Origin of the sequence: Staphylococcus argenteus (assembly GCF_000236925.1) — a bacterium.
Taxonomy (GTDB): Bacteria; Bacillota; Bacilli; order Staphylococcales; family Staphylococcaceae; genus Staphylococcus; species Staphylococcus argenteus.
In genome coordinates this window covers 1-18,256 of record NC_016941.1, presented here as the reverse complement: position 1 = coordinate 18,256, position 18,256 = coordinate 1, and the positions used below count along the sequence as shown (strand labels likewise).

Here is an 18,256-nt window from a genome sequence, read left to right as displayed (position 1 = left end):
CACCTCTATTCACTTTTTAGAATTATTTTTCATGATTCGCTTCAAATTCAAACTTAAATCGATAACACCAAGTAATCCTACAATATGTGTCGTAGGTGTCAATAATGTACCGATAATCAATAGTAAAATCGTTACTGCATTCGGCAAACCTTTCGCTTTACCAAAGAAATGAATAACACTTAAACCTTGAATATACATCACTAATGATAACACAAGTTGGAAATTTAAAAGTATGCTCTGGAACACACTTGGTTGACTTGTAAATAACAAGCATATAAGGACAATAATATATATCCATAATAAAATTCCGCTCATTTGCCATGCGAAAAGTGGCTTAAACACTGGTGTTGCGATTTTAAATTTTCGTAAAATCGGAAATGTAACGATTAAGTTAATTAAGACAATAAAAAATGTAATGATAATGATGAAACCAGGTAATTGAACGGTCGCTTGTCTAAACCCTTCTTCTAGCATTTGGGTCATATTTGCATCGACGCCACTCATCGTAATCACTTCATGAAGTGATTGTTTAAAAGGTTTTACTAAGCTTGCTGAGGAAGGAATTTTCCCGAACGTTTGAAGTAACATGAATGCGATTAATGAAATCAAACTCATCGCTACAGTTGTTACGTATAGAATTCTCTCTTTAGATGTCTTTTCTTTTAATAATTGACCGATAATTAAACTTGCGATTAAGACTAATATAATAGCACTTAACACGAAAGTATTACCTAGAATGGTTGTTATAATCACTGTAATAAGTGCACTAATTCCAAAAGATTGTGTTGATTTATTCCATAAAACGATACCTGGTATGGTTGCAAATAATGCAAATACTAGTCCTAAACCAGGCATTTGATATAAAGCTAAAGCGACAAATATCAACATTATTGTTGCAATCATTGTTGCTTTAGGTTGTATTTTTGAAAACACATAAGCCACTCCCATATTTTTAACTATAGCTATTATTTTAACCTCTTTAATAGAAATTAACAATTTATAGGTTATCTCTTTCTATCACATTTAATTGATTATTATTTTTGTTGTTTTGCATCTTTCAACGCATGCCATTTAGATTGTTATATTATTTCCTTTAAAGCCATTATGCTTCAATTTTTCACGATTACTATATCGCATTTTAGATACAGTCATTTCTATTAGTTATTTATGTCATTTATTTAAAATTATTCAAATTTAGTAACTATAGTTTAAACGTCTCATTTTTAAGACAAATAAAATGATATTACTTACGTTTGAAATGCTTTAAATTTAAAAAATGATATAAATTAGGTGCCCACGTATTAAAATTTAGTAGGAATCCATCATGACCTACGTTATCAGGCACAAAGAAATGACGGTGATATTTAAATCGTTCACCTAAGGCACGTACTTGATCATCTGGATATAATAAATCATCAATAAATCCCATTGTTAAAACTTTTGTTTCTAAATTTTTAAAAACATGGGTTACATCAGTACGACCGCGGTCAATGTTGTGGCTGTCTAAAACATCAAGCAGTGTTAAATAGCACTTCAAGTCGAAACGCTCTTTAAATTTATTACCTTGATGTTGTTGATATGCTACGACTTCTTCTGGTGTGAAACGTTCATCGTAACTTTTAGATGACCGATATGTCAAAAAACCTAACTGACGTGCAATACTCAATCCTTCTTTACCACCAATATGAATCGCTTGTCTTGCAATCTCATTGAAAGCTCTGCTGTATGACGAAGTTCTACTAGTAGCAGCAAGAATGATAGCTTTATCTACTTGAAATTGTTGGTTATACAATAATTCCATAGCTTGCATACCACCAAGACTCCCACCTATTAATATATTAATTTTGTCATATCCAAGTGCTCGAATACCTAATTCGTTAGCTCTAACGATATCTCGTAATGTTAGCTTTTTAGGAAATTGAGCATCGTTCAAAGGTGAACTTGAGCCAAATGGACTTCCTATGACATCAAAAGTTAAAAATTGATAGTCGTTGATGGGCACATATCCACCATCAATAATTTCTCGCCACCATCCCGGATTATCATCTGTACCATATGTTAAATGGTTACCGGTTAATGCATGACAAACTACAACTAATGGTTGTCCATAATAACCTACATGTTCGTATCGTAAACGTAAATTATCTATGACTTCCCCAGATTCTGTTATAAATTCCCCTAAATTTAAAGTATCTACTGTGTAATTTGTCATTGTCCTTTCCTCCTTAAATAAAAAAACTTCTTACCCTATTGAAAAGTAAGAAGTTTATATACTTATCATTCGAGTAACTCGTTGGTTTTAGCACCGTGCTATAAAGTCGGTTGCTGAAGTATCACAGGGCCAAGTCCCTCAACTTCTCACAATAAGACATATGAAATTGTTATGTGTTTAGTTGAGTTTAAGTCATGAATTACTTTTTATCATTTGAAAACATTGTTATCAAAATCATGCGATTAACCAAACCGTTTTATATTTATGATTTCCCATATCTCTACAAACGATTTTTGTATCAGAATTTTCTGATTAATATCAGTTTACCTAAGTTTAAATATCTGTTCAATGATTTTAAAGTATTTTTAAAAGAAAAATCTTAGTGCAGCCATGATAATAATCCCACTAATAATTGTAATAGTTAAACTGCGTGTAATTATTGATAAAACAACAGTAGGAATTAATGCAATGATATAAGGTATATTCAGTGTATATCCATCGCTATGTGATGTTTGTTGAATGATGCTATCGATGACCAGTGCCGTAAATAATGTAATAGGAATAAATGAAAGCCATCGAACAACGACATCTGGTAACTGTACTTTAGAAATCATGATAAAAGGAATGATTCGAATTAGTAATGTTACGATGCCGCATAATAAAATAAGTATTAACATGTTCATATTCGTTGTCATCGTTCCATCATCACTCCTAACGCAGCCGCAATTGTTGCTGCAAATAATATGGCAAGGTAAGAAGGCATAAATAAGCTTAAAGATAACATCATTACAATTACTACAATAACTAATACAATGTATATTCTTAATCGTGACTTAGTGATTGATTCGAATTGTGCAATTGCCAAAAAGATAAACATGGCTGTAATGGCAAAATCTAAACCTAATGCTTGCGGATTTGAAATATATTTTCCAAATAAAGCCCCAGCTACAGATGAAACTGTCCAAAATAAATATGCCGTTATATTCAGACCGTGCAGCCATCGATCATTGATGGGTTCTCCTTTTAAATAAGGTGTAATGGCAACACCAAATGTTTCATCAGTTACTAATGAACCTAATCCTATACGGTTCCAAAACCCATATGTTTTGTAATTTGGCGCAAGCGACATACTCAAGAGGAACATTCTAGAATTTACAATGAATGTAGTTAATACAATCGCTGATATTGGCGTTCCTGCAATAAACAACGCGCACATAATAAATTGAGCAGCACCAGCGTATATAATAAGACATAACAATGTGATTTCTAAAATACTGAAATTTTGTGATGCCGCTACAATGCCAAACGAAATACCAACACCTGCATAACCAAACAAAGTAGGAATACATTCTTTTACGCCTTGCCTGAAACTTAAATGCGATGTCATCTGTTCACCCTCCTTTAATATTTTTAATGTTTATAATTACGTAAAAATAATATACCTAGTCTAATACACTTCATATACACAAGCAATATTTTTAGACTTCGGTTTGTCTTACGTTAGACTTACGTGAGTTTCAAAACGCTTTTGTTGTAGTATTTTATTTGTCAGAATTTTTGAATAAAAACTTAAGACATCCCTACGTTTATATAAAATTTTCGTCTTGCATTGAAGTGTTTTAATAATGTTCTTTTAGGCATTTTTCCATATTTTTTATGCTGTTTGTCTCACTCTTTATTCCACATCTCCTCCCCTTCCCCCTCCTCTGATAATATTTATATGTAATAACGCTTCCTATTCATGCATCAAGAGTAGTATATGTGCACCGCATCATTAAATATGGTGATAGTTAATATAGCTTTCGTCCATCAGGATGATTCATCGTTGGCTCCATAATTATATTGACAAATAGAGTAAAAATTTTATTCATATGAGCTGTTAACGATGGCTCCATAATATTAATTTTCGCAACAAAAAAGTGGTGACAGATTCGTCACCACTTTTTATTACAAATCTTTAATTATTTAACTGGTTTTGAAATTTGTGTTTTACCACCCATAAATGGTACTAATGCTTCTGGAATTGTTACTGTTCCATCTTCATTTTGGTAGTTTTCAACGATAGCAGCAAATGTACGTCCAACTGCTAAACCACTACCATTTAATGTATGTGCTAATTCTGGTTTAGCTGCTTTATCACGTTTGAATCGAATATTTGCACGACGCGCTTGGAAATCAGTACAGTTAGAACATGAACTAATTTCTTTATAGTCATTGTAACTTGGTAACCAAACTTCTAAATCATATGTTTTACTTGCGCTAAAACCGATATCACCAGTACATAAAATAACACGACGATATGGTAAGCCTAATTCTTCTAGAATTGCTTCTGCATTTGTTGTCATTTCTTCTAAAGCATTCCATGAATCTTCTGGTTGTTCGAAACGTACCATTTCTACTTTATCGAATTGGTGTAAACGAATTAACCCTCTTGTATCTCTACCAGCTGATCCCGCTTCACTTCGGAAACATGCAGATTGACCAGTGAATTTTTCAGGAAGTACACCTGGTTGAATAATTTCATTACGATAGAAATTCGTTAAAGGTACTTCAGCAGTTGGAATTGTATATAATCCTTCTTTTTCTACTTTAAATAAATCTTCTTCAAATTTAGGTAATTGACCTGTACCATACATTGTATCTGCGTTCACAAGTTGTGGTACCATCATTTCTGTATAACCATGTTGTGTTGTATGTTTTGTAATCATATAATTCATTAAAGCACGTTCTAATTGCGCACCTTCATTTGTTAAGTATACAAAACGCGCACCTGAAACTTTAGCTGCACGATCAAAATCAGCCATTTTTAATTCTTCAACAATGTCCCAATGTGCTTTTGGTTCAAAATCAAATTCACGTGGTGTACCCCACTTTTTAACTTCAACGTTATCTTCGTCAGATTCACCTTGAGGTACATCATCACTAATTAAGTTCGGAATACGACAAAGTATACTTGTCATTTTATTATCTATTTCATTTAATTGATTATCTTTTTCTTTAATATCGTCACCTAATGTGCGCATTTCAGCTATTACATCATCGGCATTTTCTTTATTACGTTTTTTTAAAGCAATTTCTTCACTTACTTTATTACGACGTGCTTTCATTTCTTCTGTAGCACTAATCAATTTACGTCGTTGCTCATCCAATTCTAAAATTTCATCTACAACTTTTGGATCATCTCCGCGTAATTCAATTTTGCTCTTAACTTGATCAGGCTCATTTCTAAAAAGTTTAATATCTAACATTAACATTCATCCTTTCCCAAAAAATTATCATTTATTATTGAGTAACATGCATTTTATTTTTGAAAATAAAAAAAGACCACATCCCTACAAGGGACGTGGTCTACGCGTTGCCACCCTATTTAACAATTTTAGATATAGTTATACACTAAAATCTAAATTGCACTTCACTAAAATAACGGTTATTACCGATTGTTCTTTCAATTAAGTAGGTAGATTCATATATAGGTTGATTCTTGTTCACACTAACCACAAGCTCTCTGACATCAAACACCGTATATTACTTGTCCTACGAACAATATCTTATTAAGTTAGTTTTAATATAGCAAACTATATTTGCTTTTTCAAGTGACGATTAAGAACTTACTTCATGTCGATTTAATGACATCCAGACGTTTGATAAAGAGATTGCTTTAAATAATGTGCAACCGCTTCAATATCTTTATGAAATTGACGATCATGTGTAATAGAAGGCACTATGCTTCGAAACTCTTCATATTTACGACGTGTTTTTGGTGATAATCCTTCAATACCTTTCAACTCTGCTGCTTGTAATGCAATCACACACTCAATTGACAGCACACGTCTTGCATTTTCAATAATTTGATAACCATGTCTAGCTGCTGTGGTGCCCATAGATACATGATCTTCTTGATTTGCAGACGATGTAATAGAATCTACACTTGCAGGATGAGCTAAAGTTTTATTTTCAGAAACAAGGCTTGCTGCAGCATATTGCATAATCATTGCGCCACTTTGCAATCCTGGCTCCGGACTAAGAAATGCTGGTAAATCGCCATTTAACTGAGGATTTACTAATCTCTCAAGACGACGCTCAGATACATTCGCTAATTCACTTACACCTAATTTAAGATGATCCAAAGCAAAGGCAATCGGTTGGCCATGGAAGTTACCACCTGAAATGACTAATGTTTCATCTGTTTCCTCAAATATTAATGGATTATCATTAGCCGCATTCATTTCAAATTCTAATTGTTGTTTAACATAGTTAAATACTTGAAAACTTGCGCCATGAATTTGTGGAATGCAACGTAGCGTATATGCGTCTTGTACACGAATTTCTGCTTGTCGGGTTGTTAATTTTGATCCTTCTAACCAATCACGCATGCGTGCTGCCACATTAATTTGTTCCTGAAAATTTCGAACAGCGTGCACTTCATGACGATATGCATCTATAATGCCATTGAGCGACTGATGTGTTAATGCTGCAATCCATTCAGATTGATATCCTAAATCTTCTGCCTCTATATAACTAATGACACCTTGTGCTGTCATAGCTTGCGTACCATTAATCAATGCTAAACCTTCTTTAGCCTGCAGTTTCAAAGGTGGTCTATCTAATTGCTTTAATACGTCTGCACTATCCATTTCTATATCTTTATAAAACACTTTTCCTTCACCAATTAATGCTAATGCTAAATGTGATAGTGGCGCTAAATCTCCTGATGCACCAAGCGAACCTTGTTGCGGAATCACTGGTATAATACGCTCATTTACGAAGAATTGTAATTGTCTTACGAGGTCTAAAGTAGCACCTGAATGCCCCTTTAATAATGTGTTTAATCTTAATACCATCATGACGAGCGCTACTTCTTTTGAAAATGGCTCACCTAATCCACAAGCATGTGAACGTATAAGGTTCACTTGTAATTCATTGTATTGTGTTGGGTCTATACGCACATCACTAAATAATCCGAATCCTGTTGTAATGCCATAAACTGTTTCTTCATTTTCAATAATACGTTCAACTACATCTCTACTTTTTTTGACACGCTCTAATGCCTCATCAACAATTTCTATCTTAGATTGTTGTTGTAAAAATGATTTAATACCCTCAATTGTTAGTGTTTCTCCATCTAAATATAATGTCATACATGTTACCCCCTTGTTAATATTAAGAAACCCATCCTTCTTGAAGTATACGTTTTCATATTTATTGAAACAATGGTTTTAAGTACATTTATAACCTATTATCAGAGCACTATTGTAGCGTATTAAAGGATAATAATATTGTTGCAAGTATATTTAATAATTTATCTATTGACGAATTGCATATACAGGTATAGTATTTTCTATTGTATTTAACGACAAATAATAATGAATTCACATATTTATAATACATTTTGTTAAAACTTACTATATATTTTTAAAATTGAATATATTTGGAAAAGCTTTTACATGGGAGGTTATATCACTATGGAAACGTTAAATTCTATTAACATTCCTAAGCGTAAAGAAGATTCACATAAAGGTGATTATGGCAAAATTTTATTAATTGGTGGATCTGCTAACTTAGGTGGTGCCATTATGTTAGCGGCTCGTGCATGTGTATTTAGCGGTAGTGGTTTAATCACTGTAGCAACACATCCAACAAATCACTCAGCATTACATTCGCGCTGTCCAGAAGCCATGGTTATCGATATTAATGATACGAAAATGTTAACGAAAATGATTGAAATGACTGATAGTATCCTTATTGGTCCCGGACTTGGTGTTGATTTTAAAGGGAATAATGCCATTACATTCCTATTACAAAATATACAACCACATCAAAACTTGATTGTCGATGGTGATGCAATTACAATTTTTAGTAAACTTAAACCACAATTACCTACATGTCGTGTCATATTTACTCCTCACCTTAAAGAATGGGAACGTTTAAGCGGTATCCCAATTGAGGAACAAACATATGAACGTAATCGTGAAGCGGTAGATCGTTTAGGTGCAACAGTTGTACTTAAAAAACATGGTACTGAAATTTTCTTTAAAGATGAAGACTTTAAATTGACAATTGGTAGCCCTGCGATGGCTACTGGAGGTATGGGTGATACACTTGCCGGTATGATTACAAGTTTTGTCGGTCAATTCGATAACTTAAAAGAAGCGGTTATGAGTGCCACATATACACATAGTTTCATTGGTGAAAACCTTGCAAAAGATATGTATGTGGTGCCACCATCAAGACTTATCAATGAAATACCATACGCAATGAAGCAATTAGAAAGTTAATCATTACTAATCATTGAATATAGTATAGCATTGCTTTCTAGCATAAAAATAAGACTCCCCTACATTCAGGGAAGTCTTATTTTTTATATTATTCTTCATCATCATCTGATGCTTGTTGTATATCTTCTTCAACACGATCCATGAAATCTTGTCTTACTTCAATACGTCCATCATCATCAGTTTCTTCTGATTCAATCACTTCAGTATGAATTGCATTTCCTGGTGTTTCATCATTTACAACCGCTTCATGTCGTTGCTCTGTACCATCTTCAGATACAGCTGAAGTTGATTGCTCATCTTCATTTGCTTCATCTTCTGCATCTTCTTTTACTTTAGCAACAGTAGAAACAAATTGATCATCACCTAAGCGAATTAAACGAACACCTTGTGCTGCACGACCATTTTGCGAAATATCTGCAACGTCTAGTCGAATAATAACACCTGCATTTGTAACAATCATTAAATCTTCTTCACCAGTAACAGTTGTAATACAAACAACATTACCGTTACGTTCAGTAATCGTTGCAGTCTTAATACCTTTACCACCACGATTTGATAAGCGATAGTCATTTACTGGCGTACGTTTACCATAGCCATTTTCAGTAACAACTAATACTTCATCAACACTATTTGCATGAGCTACATCAAGCCCTACAACTTCGTCACCTTCACGAAGTGTAATCCCTTTCACACCTGTTGCAGTTCGACCTAAAGGACGTAATGTTGATTCAGGGAATCGAATTAATGATGCATGAGAAGTACCAATCAAGATATCTTCTTGACCACTTGTTAAACGTACTGCGATTAACTCGTCATCTTCTCTAAATGAAATAGCAATCTTACCATTTCTGTTAATTCTTGAGAAGTTACTTAATGCTGAACGTTTTACAATTCCACGTTTCGTTGCAAACACTAAGAAGTTTTCTTCACTTTCAAGGTCTTTTACAGCAATCATTGTACTAATGACTTCATCATTTTCAAGTTCAATAGCATTCACTACAGGAATACCTTTAGATTGTCTAGATAACTCAGGCACTTCATAACCTTTAAGTTTGTATACGCGACCTTTGTTAGTAAAGAACAATACATGGTCATGTGTACTTAACGTTACTAATTGACTAACGAAGTCTTCTTCTAATGTATTCATACCTTGAACACCACGACCACCACGGTTTTGAGCACGATATGTAGATACCGGCAAACGTTTAATGTAGTTATTATGGCTCAATGTAATTACAATTTGTTCTTCTGGAATGAGGTCTTCATCTTCTAAATCTTCAAATCCACCTAATTGAATTTCAGTACGACGGTCATCACCAAAACGATCTCGAATTTCTGTTAATTCATCTCTAACTAACTGTAATAACACTTCTTCATCAGCTAAGATTGCTTCTAATTCACTAATATAATTTAATAACTCATTATATTCTGCTTCAATTTTGTCACGTTCTAAACCTGTTAAACGTCTCAAACGCATGTCTAAAATTGCTTGTGCTTGTTTCTCAGAAAGTTTAAAGCGTTGTTGCAAGCTTTCCATGGCAATTTTATCTGTATCTGATTCACGAATCGTTGAAATAATTTCGTCGATGTGATCTAACGCAATACGTAACCCTTCTAAAATGTGGGCACGATCTTTAGCTTTACGTAAATTATATTGCGTACGTCTTCTAACAACTGTCTTTTGATGCTCTAAGTAATGTACCAAAGCTTCTTTTAAATTAATAAGTTTTGGTCTGCCATTTACAAGTGCAATCATATTCACACCAAATGATGTTTGAAGTGGCGTTTGTTTATATAAGTTATTTAAAATGACACTAGCATTTGCATCCTTACGAACATCAATGACTACTCTCACACCTGTACGTAAACTTGTTTCGTCTCGTAAGTCAGTGATACCATCAATTTTTTTGTCGCGCACTAGCTCTGCAATTTTTTCAATCATACGTGCTTTATTCACTTGGAAAGGAATTTCAGTCACAACAATACGTTGACGACCACCGCCACGTTCTTCAATTTCCGCTCGAGAGCGCATTTGAATTGAACCACGACCTGTTTCATAAGCACGTCTAATTCCACTTTTACCTAAAATAAGTCCAGCAGTTGGGAAATCAGGACCTTCAATATCCTCCATCAACTCAGCTATTGAAATATCAGGATTCTTACTTAAACTAAGCACCCCATTGATTAATTCTGTTAAGTTATGTGGTGGAATATTTGTTGCCATACCTACAGCAATACCTGATGCACCGTTTGCTAATAAGTTAGGGAAACGTGCTGGTAAGACTGACGGCTCTCTTTCATTACCATCATAGTTATCGATAAAATCTATTGTATCTTTATTAATATCACGTAACAGTTCAAGCGTAATTTTAGTCATACGTGCCTCAGTATAACGCATTGCTGCTGCACCGTCTCCATCCATTGAACCAAAGTTACCTTGACCATCAACAAGCGGATAACGATAACTAAAATCTTGAGCCATACGTACCATTGCTTCATAAATAGATGAGTCACCATGAGGGTGATATTTACCCATTACGTCACCAACGATACGTGCTGATTTTTTATATGATTTATCCGGTGTCATACCTTGTTCATTCAATCCATAAAGTATACGACGATGTACTGGTTTTAAACCGTCACGAACATCTGGCAATGCACGAGCAACAATAACACTCATCGCATAATCTAAAAATGATTCACGCATTTCACTGGTAATATTTCGTTCATTTATTCTTGATTGAGGTAATTCAGCCATCAAGAGATCCTCCTTCAAAAGTTCAGTTCACAGCGCTTAGAAGTCTAAGTTTGCATAAACTGCATTATCTTCTATAAATTGTCTACGGTTTTCTACAACGTCACCCATTAACATTTCAAATGTTTGGTCCGCTTCAATAGCATCTTCAAGTTTCACTTGTAATAATGCACGGTGTTCAGGATTCATAGTTGTTTCCCATAATTGATCTGCATTCATTTCTCCAAGACCTTTGTATCGTGCAATTGACCATTTTGGCGTTGGGTTCAATTCAGATTTAAGTTTTTCAAGTTCCCTATCATTGTATACATAATATTTTTGTTTACCTTGTGTTAATTTATATAATGGTGGTTGTGCAATGTACACATAACCTGCTTCGATTAACGGTCTCATAAATCGATAGAAGAATGTAAGTAACAATGTTCTAATATGCGCACCATCGACATCTGCATCGGTCATAATTACGATTTTATGGTAGCGTGCTTTTGCTAAATCAAAATCGCCACCGATACCTGTACCGAATGCTGTAATCATTTGACGAATTTCATTATTGTTTAAGATTCGGTCTAATCGAGCCTTTTCAACGTTTAATATTTTTCCTCGTAACGGAAGAATGGCTTGCGTTCTAGAGTCACGGCCGGATTTTGTAGACCCCCCGGCAGAGTCACCCTCGACTAAGAAGATTTCACATTCTTCAGGACTTTTACTAGAACAATCTGCTAATTTACCTGGTAAACTCGCAACATCTAATGCTGACTTACGACGCGTTACTTCACGCGCTTTTTTCGCTGCAACACGCGCACGTGCCGCCATAATACCTTTTTCAACAACCGTACGTGCTACTTGTGGATTTTCATATAAAAATCTTTCAAAATGCTCAGAGAACAATTTATCTACAACTTGACGTACTTCAGAGTTACCTAATTTCGTCTTTGTTTGACCTTCAAACTGAGGATCACCATGTTTGATAGATATAATTGCTGTCATACCTTCACGTGTATCTTCACCAGAAAGTCTATCTTTGTCTTCTTTCATAATCTTGCTACTTAAACCATAACTGTTTAAAACGCGTGTTAATGCACGTTTAAATCCATCTTCATGCGTACCACCTTCATACGTATGAATATTATTTGCGTAAGTTAACAGATTCGTAGCATATCCCGAGTTGTATTGAATCGCAATTTCCACTTCAATATCATCTTTAGATTGATGTATATAAATTGGTTCATCATGAATTGGTTCTTTCTTTTCATTTAATAATTCAACGTACGATTTAATACCCCCTTCATAGTGATAGGAGTCTTCTCGAATATTGTCTTCATCACGTTCATCTCTTAACGTAATTTGAATACCTTTATTTAAGAAAGCAAGCTCTCTAATACGTTGCTGTAACGTTTCATAATTATATATTGTTGTCTCTGTGAAGATTTCTCCATCTGCTTTAAAACGAATGACAGTACCTGTCTTATCAGTTGTGCCAACTTCCTTTAAGTCAAATTGAGGTACACCTTTTTTGTATGCCTGATGATAGATTGCCTCATTTCTGTGTACATATACTTCTAAGTCTTGTGACAATGCGTTTACTACTGATGAACCAACACCATGTAAACCACCAGATACTTTGTATCCGCCACCGCCGAATTTACCACCAGCATGTAAAACAGTTAAAATAACTTCGACAGCTGGACGTCCCATTTTTTCTTGAATATCAACTGGGATACCACGTCCGTTATCTGTTACTTTAATCCAGTTATCTTTTTCAATAACGACTTCAATTTGGTTTGCATAACCAGCTAATGCTTCGTCGATACTGTTATCAACGATTTCCCATACTAAATGGTGCAAACCTCTTTCTGAAGTTGAACCAATATACATACCTGGTCTTTTACGTACTGCTTCTAAACCTTCTAATACTTGTATTTGCCCAGCACCATAATTATCCGTGTTGTTTACATCTGACAATGCAGTCACCATCGCTTTCTGTTACTTTATAATTTCACCTTGATTAATACGATACAATTTAGCGTTATTCATAATTTCATGATCAATACCATCAACAGATGTCGTAGTGACAAATGTTTGTACTTTATGCTGAATTGTACTTAATAAATGCGTTTGACGTGAATCATCTAATTCACTAAGTACATCGTCTAATAATAAGATGGGGTATTCCCCAACTTCGATATTCATTAATTCAATTTCAGCTAACTTAATGGACAATGCCGTTGTACGTTGCTGACCTTGAGAACCATATGTTTGTGCATCCATGCCATTTACATCAAAACTAATATCGTCTCGATGTGGTCCAAACAAGCTAATACCACGCTCTTTTTCTCTTTGCATGTTATCACTTAGAATAGACATAATCTCTTCAAGACGTGCCGCTTCAATTTGAGCATCATCGAATTTAAGACTAGGTAAATAATTCAGCGACAACGTTTCTCTATCATTTGTAATCCCAGCATGAATTGGTTTTGCTAATGATTCTAGCTCTTGAATAAAATGCGCACGTTTATCAGTCACCTTTAAAGCATATTCTGCAAACTGCTGATTTAAAACTTCCAGCATAGTCAGGTCCTTTTTCTGACCTAATTGTAACTGTTTCAAGTAATTATTCTTTTGCTTTAAAATACGTTGGTATTGTGCTAAATCATTTAAGTAAACAGCAGAAATTTGGCCCAACTCCATATCTATAAAGCGTCGTCTTATTTGAGGAGAGCCTTTAACAATATTTAAATCTTCTGGCGCAAAAAGAACCACATTGAGATGACCAACATATTGTGTTAGTCGACTTTGCTCTAAGTGATTCACTTTGACTTGTTTACCTTTTTTAGTTATAAACATCGTTAATGGCATCGTACCATGTCTATAACTAAGCTCACCTTCTATTTTAGCATAATCAGCGTCGAAACGTATGAGTTCCTTATCATTACTCGTTCTATGACTTTTTGCTAAAGCTAAGGTATAGATTGATTCAAGTAAATTTGTCTTTCCTTGTGCATTTTCTCCAATAAGGATATTCACATCAGGATGACACTTCAACGTAACCTCATCATAGTTACGATAGTTTTCTAATTGGAGTGTATTTAATTTCATTGTTCACCTTGATGAATGATTAAGAAAGAACCAGCATCTTCAGGTAACTCTGGGATATCTATACGATCTTGATGTTCTAACTTTTTACCGCGACGTGTTTCACGCACTCCATTAATTAATACTTCAACGTCTTGCAAGAACCATTTTGCTTGACCACCAGACTCAATAATCCCTTCTGTTTTTAGAAATTGACCTAAATTGATGTCGCCTTCTACTACAACTTCTTGAACCAAAATAATCACTCCATTTCTTTGTATGTCATTAATATATTATACCTTTTTTTGTCACAAATTTCATTTAAAAGAGAGGGAAAAACCGTTTACATATAAATAATTTATTCATTATTTTTCTTGATATCACTAATTTTAATTTCAAAGCCCTATTTAACCAAGTTTTACTATTCATTTTCAATTTATCTGTTAGTAATTTGAAATTTAAAATTTAAGGGGCATTTAAGCGCAATTATTTAAATCATGACATTTCTATCATAAATTTCATTCAAGCTTTTTATTTACCATTTAAAATGCTGTCACTTTTATTTTACATACGCATCTAGAATTATTTTTGCCAAAAAATAAAGGATGACGTGGTTAATTAAAACGTCATCCTTTATGATTGTTTAATTTTTAGTATGTTCTGATTGGTAAAATTAATTGCGTTACTGAGTCGTCACCTTTTGGTTTTAAAATGAACGGCTTCATTGTACCAAAGAATTCAACCTCAACTTCGTCATTATCAATTGCTTTTAAAGCGTCCATCATATATTTAGAGTTGAAAGAAATTTTTAAGTTTCCGCCTTCAACATCATTTGCATCAACTTCTTCTTTAACAGTACCAATTTCTGGTGATGTAGAAGACAATTCAACAACGTCATCACCTGTACTTAATTTAATAACGTTATTGCCACCTTCACGTGCTAATAAAGATGCACGATCAATTGCATGATAAAATTCGCCATTGTCTATACTTAATTTAATTTCATAGTTTTCAGGGAATAAACGTGTTGTATCAGGATAATGTCCCTCTAATAATCGAGAAATAAAGTTTACATTTCCTACTTTGAATAAAACTTGATTTGAAGCAAAGAAGATATCAATGTCTTCTTCACTATCAGACATAATTTTATTTAGTTCAGCTAAGGCTTTACCTGGAATGATGACATTTTTATTTTCAGAAACATCTTCTAACTGCAACTTTCTTACAGCCAAGCGGTGTGAGTCAGTCGCTGTGCATATTAATTCATTTTCTTGTATAAGCCAGTTCACACCAGTCAATACTGGGCGTGTTTCTGAGGTGGACACTGCGAAATTCGTTTGTGCAATCACGTTTTTAAGCACTTTTACTGACAATTGAATTGCGTCATCTCTAGAAACTTGTGGTAATAAAGGATATTGATCTGGATCTAAGCCACTTAAATTAAATTCAGAATGACCTGATGTAATTAATGTTTGGAATTGCTCATTTGTAGATAATTTAACATCTTTACCAGGTAATTTTTTTATAATATCAACAAAGAATCGTCCAGGTAACACAACTGAACCTGTTTCTGAAATGTTGACAATATCTTCGCCATCAACAGTTTTAGGAATAGTGATTTCAATTGAAATTTCAGAGTCTGAACCAGTTAGTATCACTTCATGTTCTTTCGCATCGATTTTGATACCAGTTAAAATTGGTAATGTTGTTCTTGGTGATATTGCTTTTAATGTGTCATTTAATTGTGTAATAAAATAATCTCTTTTAATAGTGAATTCCATCATTAATTTAAACTCCTTCCAGTCGTTTACATATAATTATATAGGTTTTAAGTTCTTAGTAATAGTAGTAGGTGCTGTGGATTAGTGGATAAGTCTTAAAAACATTGAATTTGCAAAGTTATACACATGTTGATAACTTGTGTATGGTGTGTATGACTTTTGAACATTATCCACAAAATAGATTTTAACCATCATGCCATTTCATTTATTAAATATAAACGAAAAGATAGCTTCTATTATTGCTGTTATATAACAGATTCTATTTCCCACTTATCTTCTACTTAAATATTTCTTATTTCTTTTTCAAGATTCTCTACTTCTTGTTTAAAAATAGGATCTTCTTTTAAATCTTTAGATATCTTTTCATGAGCATGGATTACAGTTGTGTGATCACGCCCGCCAAATTCTTCACCAATTTTAGGTAATGAAAAATCAGTAAGCTCTCTAGATAAGTACATAGCTATTTGACGCGGATATGCGATTGACTTTGTACGTTTTTTAGCACTGAAATCTTCAATTCTAACATTATAGTACTGACCTACTACCTTTTGAATATCTTGAATTGTAATTTTCTTAGATTTTGGTGCTTGAATGATATCTTTTAAAGCTTCAGCAGTTAATTCAGTTGTAATTGGTTTTCCTAATAATTGTGAATATGCAAGTAAGCGTGTCAATGCACCTTCTAATTCACGAATATTAGATTGAATTTGATTTGCTATATAATTTAAAGCTTCTGGTGGAATATCTAATTTCTCTTCTTCAATTTTCTTCTGCAAAATTGCCATTCGAGTTTCGTAATCTGGTGGCGTAATATCAACAATTAGCCCCCATTCAAAGCGTGAACGTAATCGATCTTCTAATTGTGCAATCTCTTTTGGTGGTCGATCACTCGAAATAACGATTTGCTTGTTATTCTGATGTAATTCATTAAAAGTATAGAAAAATTCTTCTTGCGTTTGAACTTTATTTTGTATGAACTGAATATCATCGATTAATAAGACGTCGATATTACGATATCTTTCTCTGAAAGCTTCACCCTCGTTATCACGAATCGATTTGATAAATTCGTTTGTGAATTTTTCACTTGATGTGTAAATCACTTTGGCATCTGGATTATTATCTAAAACATGATGACCAATGGCATGCATTAAATGGGTTTTTCCTAAACCAACACCTCCATATATAAATAATGGATTATACGCTTTTGCTGGTGCTTCGGCAACGGCTAAACTTGCTGCATGTGGGAAGCGGTTACCAGGTCCGATTACAAATGTGTCAAATGTGTTATGGGCATTGAATTGCTCTCTACCAAGCACATGATTATCTTCAGTTGTTTCAGTAGAAGATTTTGGTGTTTCCTGTACCGTAGAAACATCTTTATTACTATAATTTGCTAATTCCTCAGTAGTAATAAAATGAGGTTTCACTTCATAACCTACAACATCAAATAAGATTGCTTGGATAATTTCAGCATATTGTTGATTTAACCAATTTGCATTAAAAGGAATACTCGATAATACGATAGCTTCACCATCTTTAATCGTGTAAAGCTCGGTATCTTTTAGGAAAGTTGAGTAACTTACAGCTGATAATTTTTCTTGAGCAATTTCAAGCACTTTTTCCCAAATTTCTTTTTCCGACATAAATTTACTCCATCTTTCTTAAATTTTTAAGTTATACACAAAAATAACAGCCGTGGATAACTTTTAAACACACCATGTTAATAATTATCCACAAGTTAATAACAATCGGTGGATAACTTTACCTTGCTTAATAGTTATGCACAGTGATTTTCATGTAAAAATCAATAAATAAATCCTTATAAAATCATGAGTTGGACGACTTATCCACACAATTATACTTTTTCAGTTCTCTATATGTCAAATAGCTGTGAATATGTTGCTAAAAATAGTATAAGTTTGTGCGTAACTTTTAATTATCCACAATTTCAAAAACTACCTTTGTGTATAAGTGGATAACTTTCTCTTCTATAATAAAATTATTCGCATTTGTACCAAAACAGTTTGGGAAATAATTTATAGAGCTTGTATAAGAAATGTATAAGCTATTCAAATTAAGTAAATATGTAGGTTTGAGATGAATTCTGTGGGAGTTGTAACGAAATTACAGCGCATGCGTTGTGTATTTCTATCTTTAATCG

The 18,256-nt window shown here is 33.7% G+C and carries 13 protein-coding genes, 1 riboswitch and 1 other annotated feature; of the genes, 1 reads left to right on the top strand and 12 read right to left on the bottom strand.

Going from position 1 to position 18,256, the window contains the following annotated elements:
• Positions 1-9 precede the first annotated feature (9 nt).
• From SAMSHR1132_RS00065 to hutH, 6 genes are all read right to left on the bottom strand, one after another.
• Positions 10-948 (bottom strand): YybS family protein, encoded by a 939-nt coding sequence (locus tag SAMSHR1132_RS00065; protein WP_042354529.1) that lies wholly within the window; start codon positions 946-948, stop codon positions 10-12.
• Between the two features lie 295 nt (positions 949-1,243).
• A complete protein-coding gene (gene metX, locus SAMSHR1132_RS00060) occupies positions 1,244-2,212 on the bottom strand; it encodes a homoserine O-acetyltransferase MetX (protein ID WP_000186483.1) in 969 nt (322 codons plus the stop codon).
• A 59-nt stretch (positions 2,213-2,271) separates the two neighbouring features.
• Positions 2,272-2,370, bottom strand: a riboswitch (SAM riboswitch).
• 207 nt (positions 2,371-2,577) lie between these two features.
• Positions 2,578-2,907 carry an AzlD domain-containing protein gene (locus SAMSHR1132_RS00055; protein WP_000210511.1) on the bottom strand — a complete coding sequence of 110 codons (330 nt, stop codon included), beginning with the start codon at positions 2,905-2,907 and terminating at the stop codon, positions 2,578-2,580.
• Positions 2,904-3,599 (bottom strand): AzlC family ABC transporter permease, encoded by a 696-nt coding sequence (locus SAMSHR1132_RS00050; protein WP_000200566.1) that lies wholly within the window; start codon positions 3,597-3,599, stop codon positions 2,904-2,906. Before SAMSHR1132_RS00050 ends, SAMSHR1132_RS00055 begins: the two co-directional genes overlap by 4 nt.
• 574 nt (positions 3,600-4,173) lie before the next feature.
• Positions 4,174-5,460, bottom strand: coding sequence for a serine--tRNA ligase (serS, locus tag SAMSHR1132_RS00045; RefSeq protein WP_000884201.1), 1,287 nt, complete (start codon positions 5,458-5,460; stop codon positions 4,174-4,176).
• An 86-nt stretch (positions 5,461-5,546) separates the two neighbouring features.
• Positions 5,547-5,761: a binding site (T-box leader), on the bottom strand.
• A 74-nt stretch (positions 5,762-5,835) separates the two neighbouring features.
• Positions 5,836-7,350, bottom strand: coding sequence for a histidine ammonia-lyase (gene hutH / locus SAMSHR1132_RS00040; protein ID WP_000177481.1), 1,515 nt, complete (start codon positions 7,348-7,350; stop codon positions 5,836-5,838).
• A 324-nt stretch (positions 7,351-7,674) separates the two neighbouring features.
• On the opposite strand from hutH, the gene SAMSHR1132_RS00035 reads away from it, so the two are divergent.
• Positions 7,675-8,487, top strand: coding sequence for an NAD(P)H-hydrate dehydratase (locus SAMSHR1132_RS00035; protein WP_000449218.1), 813 nt, complete (start codon positions 7,675-7,677; stop codon positions 8,485-8,487).
• Positions 8,488-8,575: 88 nt separating this feature from the next.
• Here SAMSHR1132_RS00035 and gyrA read toward each other — a convergent pair whose 3' ends face one another.
• From gyrA to dnaA, 6 genes are all read right to left on the bottom strand, one after another.
• The gene (gyrA, locus tag SAMSHR1132_RS00030) at positions 8,576-11,245 is read right to left on the bottom strand and encodes a DNA gyrase subunit A (protein WP_000819073.1); all 2,670 of its coding nucleotides are present in this window, start codon (positions 11,243-11,245) and stop codon (positions 8,576-8,578) included.
• A 36-nt stretch (positions 11,246-11,281) separates the two neighbouring features.
• On the bottom strand, positions 11,282-13,216 hold the full coding sequence (gene gyrB, locus SAMSHR1132_RS00025; RefSeq protein ID WP_000255579.1) for a DNA topoisomerase (ATP-hydrolyzing) subunit B: 1,935 nt from the start codon (positions 13,214-13,216) through the stop codon (positions 11,282-11,284).
• A 9-nt stretch (positions 13,217-13,225) separates the two neighbouring features.
• Positions 13,226-14,338 (bottom strand): DNA replication/repair protein RecF, encoded by a 1,113-nt coding sequence (gene recF / locus SAMSHR1132_RS00020; protein WP_000774108.1) that lies wholly within the window; start codon positions 14,336-14,338, stop codon positions 13,226-13,228.
• Complete coding sequence (gene yaaA, locus SAMSHR1132_RS00015) at positions 14,335-14,580, bottom strand: S4 domain-containing protein YaaA (RefSeq protein ID WP_001789359.1); 246 nt, start codon at positions 14,578-14,580, stop codon at positions 14,335-14,337. Before yaaA ends, recF begins: the two co-directional genes overlap by 4 nt.
• A 384-nt stretch (positions 14,581-14,964) precedes the next feature.
• Entirely contained in the window at positions 14,965-16,098 is a 1,134-nt protein-coding gene (dnaN, locus tag SAMSHR1132_RS00010) for a DNA polymerase III subunit beta (RefSeq protein WP_000969812.1), read from the bottom strand.
• A gap of 278 nt (positions 16,099-16,376) precedes the next feature.
• Positions 16,377-17,738, bottom strand: a complete 1,362-nt coding sequence (dnaA, locus tag SAMSHR1132_RS00005; protein ID WP_001290429.1) for a chromosomal replication initiator protein DnaA — start codon at positions 17,736-17,738, stop codon at positions 16,377-16,379.
• Between the last annotated feature and the right edge of the window lie 518 nt (positions 17,739-18,256).

Coding starts and splice junctions, on each gene's coding strand:
- SAMSHR1132_RS00065 (WP_042354529.1), bottom strand. CDS start 948: ATGGGAGTGGCTTATGTGTTTTCAAAAATACAACCTAAAGCAACAATG.
- metX (WP_000186483.1), bottom strand. CDS start 2,212: ATGACAAATTACACAGTAGATACTTTAAATTTAGGGGAATTTATAACA.
- SAMSHR1132_RS00055 (WP_000210511.1), bottom strand. CDS start 2,907: ATGACAACGAATATGAACATGTTAATACTTATTTTATTATGCGGCATC.
- SAMSHR1132_RS00050 (WP_000200566.1), bottom strand. CDS start 3,599: ATGACATCGCATTTAAGTTTCAGGCAAGGCGTAAAAGAATGTATTCCT.
- serS (WP_000884201.1), bottom strand. CDS start 5,460: ATGTTAGATATTAAACTTTTTAGAAATGAGCCTGATCAAGTTAAGAGC.
- hutH (WP_000177481.1), bottom strand. CDS start 7,350: ATGACATTATATTTAGATGGAGAAACACTAACAATTGAGGGTATTAAA.
- SAMSHR1132_RS00035 (WP_000449218.1), top strand. CDS start 7,675: ATGGAAACGTTAAATTCTATTAACATTCCTAAGCGTAAAGAAGATTCA.
- gyrA (WP_000819073.1), bottom strand. CDS start 11,245: ATGGCTGAATTACCTCAATCAAGAATAAATGAACGAAATATTACCAGT.
- gyrB (WP_000255579.1), bottom strand. CDS start 13,216: ATGGTGACTGCATTGTCAGATGTAAACAACACGGATAATTATGGTGCT.
- recF (WP_000774108.1), bottom strand. CDS start 14,338: ATGAAATTAAATACACTCCAATTAGAAAACTATCGTAACTATGATGAG.
- dnaN (WP_000969812.1), bottom strand. CDS start 16,098: ATGATGGAATTCACTATTAAAAGAGATTATTTTATTACACAATTAAAT.
- dnaA (WP_001290429.1), bottom strand. CDS start 17,738: ATGTCGGAAAAAGAAATTTGGGAAAAAGTGCTTGAAATTGCTCAAGAA.